Genomic DNA, 12951 nt, shown 5'->3' with positions numbered 1-12951 from the left:
CTTTTAATACCAAATCATGAAGGACAAAGTATCGGCAGAAATAGTAGAAAACTGGCTAAAAGGATGGTGTTTATCAAGAGAAGTGCCTTTTCCTGTACAGTATAAATCCGGATTCCATGTGATGGTAGGAGATGAAAAACAAAAAGAACGTTTTGTATTTCCTGAACTTAATGATGATTTTTTCCAACTTGCAGATTCAATTGATGAACCCTGGATTTATCTCAAAGTATCTACTTCTCCTGAAGCATTTATAGAGAAAATCCCGGAAAGATGGAAACTGCAGCCACAAGGATATATGATGACCTGTTTTCACCCGATGAACTTCCCGGAAATCAGCCTTGCAGAAGGATATCAATTAGAATTTTCTAACTATAACACCACTTTTGTTGTCAGGATTGTAGCAGAGAATGGCGAACAGGCTTCTATAGGCCGTGTTTCCCTTGTCAATGATACTGCTATATATGACAGGATTATTACCGAGAAAAATCATCAAAGAAAAGGGCTCGCTTCTTTTTTATTGAAAGAACTTGAGAAGATCGCTTTATCAAAGGGATTTTCAAATAACCTTTTAGTAGCAACAGAAGAAGGAAAGCGGTTGTATGAAACGTTAGGTTGGAAAATGTATTGCCTGCACACTTCTATCGTAATTCCGTCCGAAACGTAATATTTTAGCCAAATTAAATATTTAATCACCAATAAGTAGTAATTTAGGCTAATAAACTGTTACTATGAGTGAGAAATCAAGACTTGACGAGATAAGAGAGGAACTTAAAAAGTTGGATATCAGTCCTACCATATTTGCCAGAAAAGAAATTCATGCGCTGCCGGATATTCTTTCAGCAGACGAAAAAATTGTCTATCTCGTTGAAGGCAGAAACAAAACAAACAATCATCATATCATTCTGGTAGCTACGGACAGAAGATTGATCTTTGTAGATAAAGAATTCATGTACGGATTGAAAGTAGAGGACTTTTCCTACAGCAAAATAAGCTCAATACAATATGAAACGGCAGTATTGCTGGCTTCCATAGATATTCAGGTTACTGATGACATCGTAGAGATAAATGGAGTAGGAAGGTATCATGCTGAGCTTTTTTGTGAAAAGGTAAGAGATTTTATGTCCCGTCCTGAAGAATCCATTCAGAATAAACCTGAACCCAGTGTTTTAGACCAGCTCGAACAATTGGGAAGATTAAAAGAATCCGGAGTTTTAAGTGAGGAAGAATTTCTTGATCAAAAGAAAAAGCTCATGGATAAATTATAATCAGTACGTAAGAAGCTTTAATAAAAAGCAGAAATAACACTATTTTAAACTAGAACAATGGAAAATTACTTAGAAATAAATAAAAAATCATGGAATGCTAAGGTGGAACCGCACCTGAAGTCGGATTTTTATTTTGTAGATGAATTTCTGAAAGGAAGAACTTCACTCAATTCAATAGAACTAGATCTTCTGAGAGATATAAAAGGAAAAAGTATTCTGCATTTGCAGTGTCATTTTGGACAGGATTCTATTTCGCTGTCAAGAATGGGGGCAAAAGTGACCGGAATAGATCTTTCTGACCAAGCTATTGATGCAGCCAAAGATCTTGCTCAGAAATGTGGTACAGATACAGAATTTATCTGTTCAGACGTATACGATCTGCCCAATGTGCTGGATCAGAAATTTGATATCGTGTATACAAGTTATGGCACAATAGGCTGGCTTCCTGATCTTGAAAAATGGGCGGGTGTTATCAGTCATTTTTTAAAACCTGACGGACAATTTATTATGGCAGAGTTTCATCCGGTTGTCTGGATGTTTGATGATGATTTTACAAAAGTGGCTTACAACTATTTTAATGAAAAGCCGATAGTAGAGACTTATGAAGGAACTTATGCAGACCAGTCTGCACCCATCGTACAGGAATATGTCATGTGGAATCACTCTTTATCAGAAGTTCTCGATAATCTGGTTAAAAAAGATTTAAAACTGGACACTTTTCAGGAATTTGACTGGTCGCCATATCCTTGCTTCAGACATGTAGATGAATTTGAAAAAGGGAAATGGAGAATTCCACAGTTTGGAAATAAAATACCATTGGTTTTTGCTTTGGCAGCACAGAAAAAATAGAAATTGAATTGGAATTTTTCTAAAATAAAAAGTCATCGTAATATTGATTACGATGACTTTTCCTATATATGAATGTTAAAAAAAACTGCTTTTGTCTAGCTTAGAGAATCTTCAGCTTTTGTCTTTACTTCGTCCACTTTATTCTGAACCTGGGAAGCAACGTCATTGGCTTTTGTTTTAAGGTCATTTCCCCATTTGTTAAGATTGTCTTTTGCAGTATTGATTTTGTCTTTTACGGCCTGTTGATCTTCAGGGCTTGAATTCTTATATTTCCAATAAGCTAATGCACCTAAACCTAATAAAGCTAATATACCTTTTGTTTTGTTTCCCATGATTTCTATTTTTTTATGTATTAATATTAAAATTTGTTATTACTAATAATGTAAAATACGTGCCAAAAAAATAAATCGACTTATAAAAAAATGTTAAAATTAAGAGAAGACTTCAAAATTTTTGCCATCAAAACTGGCGAAAACCATAGTAGGATAAGAATCCTGATGGTAAAGATTTCCGTCTTTATCAATGGCAATAGCTCCTGCGAATCCATCAATGGTTTTTAGTTCATCAAATGTCTTGCTGAAAGCCTGCTCAAGGCTCATCCCATCTGTAACCCTCGTTACAATTTTTGTGGCAGTAGCATTGCTCACAATATCTTCCCCCACACCGGTACAGCTTACAGCACAGAAGGCATTGGCATAATTTCCAGCCACGGTGGCAGAATCTGAAATTCTTCCAGGGATCTCAAAACCTTTTCCACCTGTAGAGGTTGCAACAGCAAGCTTTCCTTCCTGATCAATCGCTACACAACCTACCGTTCCTTTGCCTCCGTTAGCCAATTTGGCTTCATATTCACTTCTTCTCTGAGGAATTTCTGTTGAAAAATTCTCAAAACCATGTTCCGTAGCGTAGATTTTTGCACCGTAACCTCCCAAAACGCGGTCATCCTCTTCAATAAGAGCTTTGGCAACGAAAATAGGGTTCTTTACATCCTGGATATTGATAACTCCGCTTAGCTTTTGAGTTTCTCCATTCATAATAGCAGCACTCATACGGATAATACCATCACTCTGGATCTGAGAACCGATTCCCGCATTGTATAACGGATCGTCTTCGAGCAATGAAACGACATAAGCAACGGTATCAAAAGCTGAATGGGTTGTAAGATATTCAAATGCTTTTTGGGCAATGTCTTTTAAAGAATCCTGTTTTGCGGTTTTTACTTCATGGCTTTGATCGCTTTCTGAGAAAAAACCTCCGTGGATAATGATTTTCATAATAGATAAGGGTTTCGTGTTCCGTGGCTTCGGGTATATTGCTGTCAATTATTACAAGGCCCCGGTCATTAAATAGGAAGAAAAGATAAGAAATTTATTCATATCCTGTACGAGTTTCGTGTTCCGGGATTTCGAGCTTATTGTCTTTTGAAAACCGAATCTCAAAACCCCGCAACCCGTACTACTTATCCTGCGGTATCGGATTAAACTGAGAATTCTCAATCGTTAATGTCTTTGTGGTAAGATCATAATGATCATTCATAGACATGACATGTACCGTTAAATTATCAATAGAAATAGGTTCTCCAAGATTGATATTGGTAAGGTTGGTATCTTTAATAAATCTTCCGTCTACCAGAATGACAAGACCAGAACCTACAGCGGTCATTACATCATTATGGATGAAGAGTCCGGTATCTTCTCCTAGTCCTATTCCCAGCGTTCTCGGATTGTTGACTACAGCCTGGAAAAGACGTCCGATTCTGCCACGCTGCACAAAGTGTGTATCAATGATGACATTATCAATCAAACCTAATCCTTGTGTAGTTTTAATTTCTCCTTTCAACAATGCTTCAGAACTGCTTCCCTGGTAGATCATATTTTCAGATGCTGCTGCAGCTCCCGCAGAAGTTCCGGAATAAATAAAATCCTGCTCCTGGTATTTTAATAAAATCGTATCATGAAATCTTGTTCCTCCAAGAATAGAAGTCAGTCTCAGCTGGTCTCCTCCGGTGAACATCATCACATCGGCAGCATTGGCTCTTGCCACCATTGCATCAGAATTGGCTTCTTCACGATTATGGATGTCGAGAACGTTTACATTTTTAGCACCAAGGAATTCAAATGCTTTTTTATATTCAGTGCCTACAATCTGAGGGATTTGAGAGGCGGTTGTAACAATTTCAATGACAGAGTTTTCCTTAAGCTTTGATTCGTTGATGATCTTTCTTAAGATCCCACGCTCAAAAAAATTAAGATTTTTTTCAATATTCTGATCATAATCGGTCTCAGCAAAACTGCCTTTGTTTACAGCGCCTCCGATAACTATTAATTTTCCAACAGGTTTCATCATTGTACAAAATTAAAAAATAATTCACATTCATTCGCTAATTTCGTGCCATCTTTAGTTGATTTTTAATGTTTTAGGAATGTTAATTAAAATTAATTCTTTTTTAACAAATCTTTAATTCTGGTATAGTTTCGTTTAGGGTTTTACATTATCTTTGGCTATGAAAGGAGTTATTGTTAACTGTTAAAATGCCAATAGACTATGAAAATCGAAAAGATTCAGGCACTAAGAGGTCCAAATATCTGGAGCATCAGAAGAAAGAAGCTGATACAGATGAGGTTAGACTTAGAAGAAATGGAGGATTATCCTACCAATAAAATAGAAGGTTTCCGGGAAAGGATTGAAAAATTAATACCCTCATTGATTACCCACCGATGTTCAGAAGGAGTGGAAGGAGGCTTTTTCCATAGAGTGGAAACAGGAACCTGGATGGGGCATGTCATTGAGCATATCGCTTTGGAAATACAGACCCTTGCAGGAATGGATGTAGGGTTTGGAAGAACCCGGGAGACAAAAACTCCGGGAGTATATAACGTAGTATTTAATTATATCGAAGAAAATGCAGGGATCTTTGCCGCAGAAGAATCTGTAAAAATTGCAGAAGCCCTGGTAGAAGGCAAGGATTATGATTTAAATGCCTGTATTCATAGATTAAAAGAAATCAGAGAGCGTGTCCGCCTTGGGCCTTCTACAGGAAGTATTGTAGAAGAAGCTGCTTCCCGAAGAATACCCTGGATCAGACTGGGAACAAATTCTCTGGTGCAATTGGGCTACGGGGTAAATCAGCAAAGATTTCAGGCTACGATTACCGGAAAAACAAGTTCTATTGCCGTTGATATCGCATGTAATAAAGAATTAACCAAAAGAATGCTTCATGATGCAGCGATTCCGGTACCGATTGGTGATTTGGTTGCAGACGAAGAAGGATTAAATACTGTGATCAGAAAAATTGGGTATCCGATTGTTTTAAAGCCTTTGGATGGAAATCACGGAAAAGGTTCTTCCATTAATGTCAACGACTGGGATGCTGCTAAGGTAGGTCTTGAACATGCTCAGAAATATTCAAGAAAAGTAATTGTTGAGAAATATATCACAGGATATGATTTCCGTATTTTGGTCATTAATAATAAGATGGTGGCGGCAGCAAGAAGAGTGCCTGCCCATGTTGTAGGAGACGGCGAACTGAATCTTCAACAGCTTATTGAAAAAGAAAATAAAGACCCGAGAAGAGGTTATGGCCATGAAAATGTCCTTACTGAGATTGAAGTAGATAAAGATACATTGGAACTTCTTGAAAAGCTTCAATATACGTTGGAAACCATTCCTCAAAGAGGAGAAGTGGTCTACCTGAAATCAACAGCGAATCTTTCCACCGGAGGAACATCCATTGATGTAACAGATATGGTACACCCGGAAAACATCACAATGGCAGAAAGAATCTCTAAAATTATAGGATTGGATGTCTGTGGTATTGATGTGATGGCGGAGAATTTGACCCAGCCTTTAAAAGAAAGTGGCGGAGCTATTATTGAAGTGAATGCTGCTCCGGGATTCAGAATGCACCTGGCGCCAAGCGAAGGGCTTCCAAGAAATGTGGCTGCACCAGTTGTAGATATGCTTTATCCGCAAGGAAAACCTTTTACCATTCCAATTATTGCAGTGACGGGAACCAATGGGAAAACTACGACTACAAGACTTATTTCCCATATTGTAAAAAGTAACGGTTACAGAGTGGGGTTCACGACTTCGGATGGAATTTACATTCAAAATACAATGTTGTCAAAAGGCGATACTACAGGACCGCTTTCAGCAGAATTTATCTTAAAAGATCCAACGGTAGAATTTGCAGTGCTGGAAACTGCTAGAGGAGGAATTTTACGTTCCGGGCTTGGTTTTTCACAATGTGATATCGGAGTTTTGACCAATATTGAGGAAGATCATCTGGGAATGAATGACATTCACAGTTTGAAGGATCTTACCAAAGTAAAACGTGTCGTCCTCGATAGTGTTAAAAAAAATGGCTGGAGCGTGCTGAACGCGGATAATCAATATTCCATGAAGATCGTGAATGATCTTGATTCCAATGTGGCCATTTTCAGTATGGATGAAAACAACCCGCATATCGTAAAATTTGCCAAAGAAGGAAAAATCACCTGCGTGTATGAAGAGGGTTTTGTAACCATTAAAAAAGGAGACTGGAAAATCAGAATAGGAAAAGCCAAAGATTTCCCGATCACTATGGAAGGGAAAGCCCGGTTCATGATTGAAAATGTGTTGGCAGCCAGTTTGGCAAGTTATCTTTATGGGTTCGGAATTGAAGATATTTCCAATTCTTTAAGAACATTTATTCCAAGTGCTCAGCTTACACCGGGAAGATTGAATGTCTTTAAATTCAAAAACTTTAAAGTACTAATCGATTTCGCTCATAATCCTTCAGGATACGAAGCTATTGAAGATTATCTGAAAAATGTTGAGTCAACAAAGAAAATCGGAATTATTTCCGGTGTTGGAGACAGAAGAGATAATGATATTAGAGAGTGTGGAAAGATTGCCGGGAGAATGTTTGACTATATTATCATCCGAAATGAGAAGCACCTTCGCGGAAGAACCGAAGAGGAAATCAACGGGTTGATTATTGACGGGATTAACTCGGCGGGCAGAGATGTAAGTTATGAGATTATTCCTAAAGAAATTGAAGCATTAAAACATGCGATGGGAATGGCAGAAGAAGGAACATTTATCACTGCCTTAAGTGATGTTATTTCTAATGCTATTGACCTGGTTCAGGAATATCAGGCCAAGGAGCTGTTGGAAGACGATAAGAATATTTAAAAAAAATAAACCTCCGGAATTTCGGAGGTTTTGTTTTTTTATAAGCTTTCCCAGGTTTTCTTTATACTCTGCATTTTTTTAAGATAAAAATACAAAGGAATGAGTTCTAATCTGAGTGTAAAACTGATTGTTGGATTGACAAATGGGATAATGGCCATCATAATGAGGCAAATAGCAATTCCTATAATAGCATCAACTATTGCAGCCTGTACTGCCCATTTTTGCTCAAACCAAAGTCCATACGCAACAATACCTTTAAACAAAAACAAAAAGCAGATCAAAAGTCCTGTCATTGAATAGGGATGGTTAGCACTTATTCCGTATATCGATAAAGAGATATGAGTCATCAGTGAGCCTGCCATTAAAAAAATAGCAGATAATGCGCCTCCGATTAAAAATATCCATAAGAAAACTTTAATCTAGGTGGGTAATAGATTTCTTCTTCGCGTTAAAATGTTATTGTCAAATTCTGCAAAAGCTGTTGACTTTTCTTCCATGTATTATTAGTTTTATAAATTATTTATCCAAAAAAAGCATTCGAACTTCCAATCCAGATGGCATCTTTTTTATTGAAATCCACATTTACCATCGCAGCTTTGGTCATTCTTCCCAAATTTTCCAATAGGATAGGGCGTTCGTCATTTTCCCGCCAAATATACAACAAACGGATCTCTGCTTTTGAAAATTCTCCGTTGATATCTTCAAAAATTGGTTCATAGTATACTTTTCTCTGCAAAATATAGTTTTCTTTATCCTGAATAGAGTCTGTAACTTCTTTTGTAGGATTCAAATTAACTCCACTCCCTGCAAATGAAAATAAAGGTTTCAATACAAAGTCTTCAAGGTTTTCATTTTCCGGAAATTCATGAAGGAAATAGCTTTTTGGAACAAACTGATGTTTTAATAATGGTAAAAGGAATTTTGAGATTTTAAAGAACCAGTTTGGATGAGTAATCCATTTGACGTCCACCTCTTCACGGAAATCAAACTCTGTAGTAAGATCTGGGATGCTGTCCAGTTCATCAAATATAACACGGTTGTAAATTCTCTTGATTTCGGTAAGCTTTCCATTATTTTCATAATACAGTTTCTTGCCTTCTTTTTTTACTTTCGTCAGACATACGGTTTTTATTCCCAATAATTTTTCTGTTAAAGCAAAATCAATCGCTGTTTTCTGTTTTTCCGGGAATATTTCAAGGAGGATTACATTTTCAGGATTTTCATCACCTACAATCAGTTCCTTCAAATAATTTTTAAAGGTTTCATGAGTCATAGGATTTCTGATTTCCGAAAGAAAAGGGTAGACTTCGCAGTAGGTTTCCTCATACACTTTCTGAAAAGCATATAAAGAAGGAAACGCCTGAAGTTCTATCAGTTGAGGTTCTATTTCTCCATTTTCACTTTTGCAGACTCCGAAATCTATGGTGAAAAAATGAGGCTGGTCCGTATCATTGGGAACCCTGCAGTTGTCAGGTATGGCTTTCTGAAGTACTTCTGTGGGCATAGCCTTGATCTGGCTGATGATACTTTCGCTGGCATCGATAAGTTTACTTTCAAACTCTTTGGTCAAAAAAATAGGGCTTTCTGAAACCCTGAAAGTAGGTGCAGTACCTCCTTTTTCTGCCAGTATATTTTTTAATTGATTATACTTTTCATCCGAAAACTCCTGATTGTACTGTTTTCTGTATTTTGGAATCATATTTTTTTTCTTTGTGATGTTAAAAAAATCGAGCGTTGCTGCCCGATTGTTATAGTAAGCTGCTGGAAGTTGGAAGCTGGGAGAGGGAAGTTTTTAATTCTGAAATTTAAATTATTCGTTTATAAATAAAAGAATAATCAATAATCAATAATCTTAACCGATAATAACTTCCGGCATCCTTCTTCCAGCTTCCAGCCTTTTAAGCCAAAGATTCAGCTTCTTTCAAAATGTTTTTTTTTGCAAACTGAAGAAATCTCGGAAGGATCTGATGTCTGGTCAGAATGATTTTATCTTCATCGTCTATTCTGTCAATCGTTTCAAGATATTTTTCCATACCGAAATTTTCGATCATGGCTTCTCTGTTTTTTTCATCTTTCAGATTTTCGATCAAAGATTCAGGATTGGCTTCAGGGTGAAACTGTGTTCCGAATATTTCTTCCGAAAAACGAACGGCCATTACCGCTCTTTCCAGATTGATATGAGGACGGAATTTTTCAATGGCCATAACAGTCATTCCAAGTTCTTCAAAACGGTCATGATCCGGCTCAATAAACTGATAAGCTCTGGAATCTACTGCATAAAAAGGATCCTGAAGATTTTTGAACAGGAATTCCTCTTTACCTTCATCTGTTTTATGAACAGGCATTACTCCAAAGGAATAAGACTTTCTTTTGCAGATATTACCCAGATTCCAGTGAATACTTGCCAACTGAAATGAATGGCAGATCAGGAAAAGGTATTTTTTATCTTCTTTTTGTTTATTATGCTCAAAAACAGAGTTTAAAAAATTAGCAAATCTGTCTTCCCAGGCAAAGCCTTCACGATGTGGGTTTCCCGGACCGCCTGAAGAAATGAAAATATCAAAATCTCCGATTTCCGGCATTTCATCTTTAAACCTCACATCAAATGTCTTGATTACTACATTTTCTTCAGAGTTCTGCTGAAATGTTTCAGAAATTTCTTTAATGTTTCTAAAACCTTGATTTACATGATTGTTGTTCATGTCCAGCAGAGCAATTCGAATATCTTTCATTACATCATATTTTTTGTAAAGTTACCAAAAAAATTATGAAGCAGGTTCACCATGTGTTATGCCATACTCCGTTTCAGAGATCATATAATCAACGACTTTCGTGAGATCACCTGTTTCTTTAAAGATCTGAAGCTGCCTGTCTGCGCCGGTTCCGTTTTCAAGAATTTTCCAGGCATATTCCACTTCGTGACGGCATCCCAGATCATCTACCACATCATCAATAAACTCCAGAAGTTCCTTTAATAAATGAGGATATGGAACAGATTCTTCTTTTCCAAAATCGATCAGATGGGCTTCAATACCACTTTTGGAGGCGCGCCATTTATTTTCGTTCAACAGGAGTCTTCTGTAGCTTCTGAAACTCAGATTCTGCTGGTGAAGTTTATAGATTTTAGCAACAAGACTTTGCATGATAGCTGCAAGACATACTGTTTCGTCAATTCTTAGCGGCATATCACAGATTCTGAATTCAATCGTAGGGTAGAACGGATGTACCCGTAAATCCCACCAGATTTTCTTGGCATTGTCGATAGTTCCCGTTTTTACCAGAAGATCTACATAGCTGTCGAATTCTGCCAGAGAGTTGAAATAACTTGGAATACCGGTTCTCGGGAATTTCACGAAGATTTCCTGTCTGTACGATTTAAAGCCTGTATATCTTCCGATCCAGAATGGTGAATTGGTAGAAAGGGCATACACATGAGGAAGAAAGTAACGCATTACATTCTGAATTCTCACCCCTTCTTCACGATTAGGAATTCCAATGTGGACGTGCAGACCAAAAATAAGATTTTCACGGGCTACATCTCCCATATCATCCACGATTTTGATGTATCTTTCTCCCTGGGTGATATTGTTTTCTGACCAATGTGAAAAAGGATGGGTGCCTCCTCCGGAAACACGCAGTCCCTGCTCGTGGGCAATATTGATAAGATGACGTCTTAAATTCGTCAATTCTGCTCTTGCTTCCTGAATATTCTGGCAGATTCCTGTTTCCATTTCAATCATGGATTCGTGCATTTCGTGCTTTAAATTTTCACTTAAAACCGCCTTGCCGCCTTCAATGATTTTTGAAACGTGAGAAACCAGATCTCTGCTTTCGACATCGATGATCTGATATTCTTCTTCAATTCCAATAGTAAACTGATGATGCATTTTCTTGTGTTTTTTAATTCTTTTTGAATGTTATTTAATGGAATCTTTCACAAAGGTTCCCCAGGTAATATTAGGTTTCCCTGGAACATATTCTTTAGCTTTTTCTACAGCCAGCTTTGCTGCGTGTTCTATAATCCATGCAAAATTTTCTTCTCCTACAGAATTTCTGTCCGCATCCGGAGCCGGGTTGCAGAAGTCAATTGCATAAGGAATACCATCTCTTACGGCAAATTCTACCGTGTTGAAGTCATATCCCAACGCCTCATTCATGGTAATGGTATAATCATGGATGGTTTTCAGCAGTTTTTCAAGTTCTTTACCTTCTGTCTGGTGCGTAGTAGCATATCTCAGATGAGGTGCGTTTCTTGGTTCGTAAGGCATGATGTGAACATATTTTCTGCCCAGACAGTAAACTCTGTAATAATCATCAAAGATTATTTCTTCCTGTACCATCATCACCAGCTGTTCTGTTTCACCTAATTTGTTCCAAAGGTCATCCGGATTTTCCACTCTGTAAACATTTTTCCAGCCACCGCCGTCGTGAGGCTTCATGTATGCCGGAAATCCTACATAATTAAAGATATATTCCCAGTCATGTGGAAATTTCAGATTTCTGAATGAAGTTTCAGAAGTATTGTCCGGTCTTTCGTGTGACGGAAGCAGAACAGTCTTAGGAAGAGGGATACCAAGTTTAGACATCAGGGCATTATTGAAAAATTTTTCATCAGCACTCCACCAGAATGGATTGTTGATTACATAAGTGCCATTAAGTGCGGCATTTTTCAGGTAAGCTCTGTAAAAGGGAACGTCCTGCGAAATTCTGTCGATGATTACCGCATAACCATAGTCTGCACCCTGTTCTAATTTGTCGATAGTAACGGGTTCAGCTATGATTTCTCCACCTCCCAGTTCATTCACTTTGTCTATAAATGCCCAGGGAAACGTGTCTTCCATACCGAAAAGAATTCCTACTTTTTTTGTCATAATTTTTGTTTTTAAGATGGGTGTATATTTTTTTCTATTTGTCTTTCTATTGTTTTTAAGAGAAAAAGTTTCCTATGAAGGTTGGGAAGACCATTCTCCACAGCGGCCAGTCGTGACCTATCCATTTTCTTTCGTCATACCAGAAGTCTATTCCTTTCAGTCTTAAAATTTCGGCCATTTCAACATTTTTATCTTTACAGATATCCTGATCAGAAGTGCTGAGCACAATATGCATGTGTTTATATTTCCAGGCTTCGTCATTTCTTACAAATTCCCTCGGACAGTTAAAGTAAACCGTTTCATCAGAATAGCCGTCCATAAAATTTCTTATACTGAACGCTCCGGAAAGGCAGAACAGATGAGAAACCACATCAGGAAATCTGAATGCAAAATTGGCAGCGTGATATCCTCCAAAACTGGCTCCGGCCACTGCTATGCGATGGGTTTTATGGAGTTTCTGGATATAGGGAACGAATTCCTGGATCAGAAACTGTACATATCGTTCATAGTTTCTTATTCTTTGCTGGGGAGATATTTTATCATCATAAAAGCTCCAGCTGTCGATGGTCTGAACATTGTAAAGCTTTACTTTTCCCTGTTCTATAAACCAATTGATGCTTCCGTTAAGGTGGAAATCATGATTCTGGGTATATTGTCCCTGAGAAGTAGGAAACATAATGATAGGATGACCGTAATGTCCGGTCACTTCTATCTTGAGGCTGATTCCCAATATATTTGAATAATACTCTGTATGTTCTATATGAGGCATTTTTCTTTGTTTAATTTTAATA

Annotated in this window: 13 protein-coding genes; 4 read left to right on the top strand and 9 right to left on the bottom strand. The window is 37.5% G+C overall.

The genetic code is table 11. The features are described 5' to 3' along the window. Window positions 1-16: 16 nt before the first annotated feature. The 3 genes from DYR29_RS05845 to DYR29_RS05835 all read left to right on the top strand — a co-directional run bounded on the left by DYR29_RS05845 (window position 17) and on the right by DYR29_RS05835 (window position 2114). Window positions 17-664: a GNAT family N-acetyltransferase gene (locus DYR29_RS05845; protein ID WP_213279687.1), complete on the top strand. Its 648-nt coding sequence runs from the start codon at window positions 17-19 to the stop codon at window positions 662-664. A 64-nt stretch (window positions 665-728) separates the two neighbouring features. Beyond that, window positions 729-1265, top strand: coding sequence for a PH domain-containing protein (locus DYR29_RS05840; protein ID WP_213279686.1), 537 nt, complete (start codon window positions 729-731; stop codon window positions 1263-1265). A gap of 57 nt (window positions 1266-1322) precedes the next feature. After that, window positions 1323-2114: a class I SAM-dependent methyltransferase gene (locus tag DYR29_RS05835; RefSeq protein ID WP_213279685.1), complete on the top strand. Its 792-nt coding sequence runs from the start codon at window positions 1323-1325 to the stop codon at window positions 2112-2114. A gap of 95 nt (window positions 2115-2209) precedes the next feature. On the opposite strand, the gene DYR29_RS05830 is transcribed toward DYR29_RS05835, so the two are convergent. The 3 genes from DYR29_RS05830 to DYR29_RS05820 form a co-directional block, all read right to left on the bottom strand. After that, the gene (locus DYR29_RS05830) at window positions 2210-2446 is read right to left on the bottom strand and encodes a YtxH domain-containing protein (RefSeq protein ID WP_047425322.1); all 237 of its coding nucleotides are present in this window, start codon (window positions 2444-2446) and stop codon (window positions 2210-2212) included. 99 nt (window positions 2447-2545) lie between these two features. Continuing rightward, on the bottom strand, window positions 2546-3388 hold the full coding sequence (locus DYR29_RS05825) for an isoaspartyl peptidase/L-asparaginase (RefSeq protein ID WP_213279684.1): 843 nt from the start codon (window positions 3386-3388) through the stop codon (window positions 2546-2548). 181 nt (window positions 3389-3569) lie between these two features. Continuing rightward, the gene (locus DYR29_RS05820; RefSeq protein WP_047425547.1) at window positions 3570-4457 is read right to left on the bottom strand and encodes a cyanophycinase; all 888 of its coding nucleotides are present in this window, start codon (window positions 4455-4457) and stop codon (window positions 3570-3572) included. A gap of 201 nt (window positions 4458-4658) precedes the next feature. Between DYR29_RS05820 and cphA the strand changes: the two genes are divergently transcribed. Further along, entirely contained in the window at window positions 4659-7289 is a 2631-nt protein-coding gene (gene cphA / locus DYR29_RS05815) for a cyanophycin synthetase (RefSeq protein ID WP_213279683.1), read from the top strand. 38 nt (window positions 7290-7327) lie between these two features. On the opposite strand, the gene DYR29_RS05810 is transcribed toward cphA, so the two are convergent. The 6 genes from DYR29_RS05810 to DYR29_RS05785 all read right to left on the bottom strand — a co-directional run bounded on the left by DYR29_RS05810 (window position 7328) and on the right by DYR29_RS05785 (window position 12929). Next, on the bottom strand, window positions 7328-7651 hold the full coding sequence (locus DYR29_RS05810; protein ID WP_213279682.1) for a hypothetical protein: 324 nt from the start codon (window positions 7649-7651) through the stop codon (window positions 7328-7330). A 158-nt stretch (window positions 7652-7809) separates the two neighbouring features. After that, window positions 7810-8988 (bottom strand): hypothetical protein, encoded by a 1179-nt coding sequence (locus DYR29_RS05805; protein WP_213279681.1) that lies wholly within the window; start codon window positions 8986-8988, stop codon window positions 7810-7812. Between the two features lie 199 nt (window positions 8989-9187). Continuing rightward, window positions 9188-10021: a type 1 glutamine amidotransferase gene (locus DYR29_RS05800; protein WP_213279680.1), complete on the bottom strand. Its 834-nt coding sequence runs from the start codon at window positions 10019-10021 to the stop codon at window positions 9188-9190. A gap of 33 nt (window positions 10022-10054) precedes the next feature. Beyond that, window positions 10055-11176: a carboxylate-amine ligase gene (locus DYR29_RS05795; RefSeq protein WP_213279679.1), complete on the bottom strand. Its 1122-nt coding sequence runs from the start codon at window positions 11174-11176 to the stop codon at window positions 10055-10057. A gap of 30 nt (window positions 11177-11206) precedes the next feature. Then, complete coding sequence (locus DYR29_RS05790) at window positions 11207-12160, bottom strand: ATP-grasp domain-containing protein (RefSeq protein WP_047425335.1); 954 nt, start codon at window positions 12158-12160, stop codon at window positions 11207-11209. A gap of 55 nt (window positions 12161-12215) precedes the next feature. Then, entirely contained in the window at window positions 12216-12929 is a 714-nt protein-coding gene (locus tag DYR29_RS05785) for an alpha/beta hydrolase-fold protein (protein ID WP_213279678.1), read from the bottom strand. Window positions 12930-12951: the final 22 nt, after the last annotated feature.

The sequence above is a fragment of the Chryseobacterium indologenes genome, assembly GCF_018362995.1.
GTDB classification, from domain to species: Bacteria; Bacteroidota; Bacteroidia; order Flavobacteriales; family Weeksellaceae; genus Chryseobacterium; species Chryseobacterium indologenes_G.
This window is presented reverse-complemented; position numbering and strand designations above follow the sequence as displayed.

Coding starts and splice junctions, on each gene's coding strand:
- DYR29_RS05820 (WP_047425547.1), bottom strand. CDS start 4,457: ATGAAACCTGTTGGAAAATTAATAGTTATCGGAGGCGCTGTAAACAAA.
- DYR29_RS05805 (WP_213279681.1), bottom strand. CDS start 8,988: ATGATTCCAAAATACAGAAAACAGTACAATCAGGAGTTTTCGGATGAA.
- DYR29_RS05800 (WP_213279680.1), bottom strand. CDS start 10,021: ATGAAAGATATTCGAATTGCTCTGCTGGACATGAACAACAATCATGTA.
- cphA (WP_213279683.1), top strand. CDS start 4,659: ATGAAAATCGAAAAGATTCAGGCACTAAGAGGTCCAAATATCTGGAGC.
- DYR29_RS05840 (WP_213279686.1), top strand. CDS start 729: ATGAGTGAGAAATCAAGACTTGACGAGATAAGAGAGGAACTTAAAAAG.
- DYR29_RS05785 (WP_213279678.1), bottom strand. CDS start 12,929: ATGCCTCATATAGAACATACAGAGTATTATTCAAATATATTGGGAATC.
- DYR29_RS05825 (WP_213279684.1), bottom strand. CDS start 3,388: ATGAAAATCATTATCCACGGAGGTTTTTTCTCAGAAAGCGATCAAAGC.
- DYR29_RS05830 (WP_047425322.1), bottom strand. CDS start 2,446: ATGGGAAACAAAACAAAAGGTATATTAGCTTTATTAGGTTTAGGTGCA.
- DYR29_RS05845 (WP_213279687.1), top strand. CDS start 17: ATGAAGGACAAAGTATCGGCAGAAATAGTAGAAAACTGGCTAAAAGGA.
- DYR29_RS05810 (WP_213279682.1), bottom strand. CDS start 7,651: ATGGCAGGCTCACTGATGACTCATATCTCTTTATCGATATACGGAATA.
- DYR29_RS05835 (WP_213279685.1), top strand. CDS start 1,323: ATGGAAAATTACTTAGAAATAAATAAAAAATCATGGAATGCTAAGGTG.
- DYR29_RS05790 (WP_047425335.1), bottom strand. CDS start 12,160: ATGACAAAAAAAGTAGGAATTCTTTTCGGTATGGAAGACACGTTTCCC.
- DYR29_RS05795 (WP_213279679.1), bottom strand. CDS start 11,176: ATGCATCATCAGTTTACTATTGGAATTGAAGAAGAATATCAGATCATC.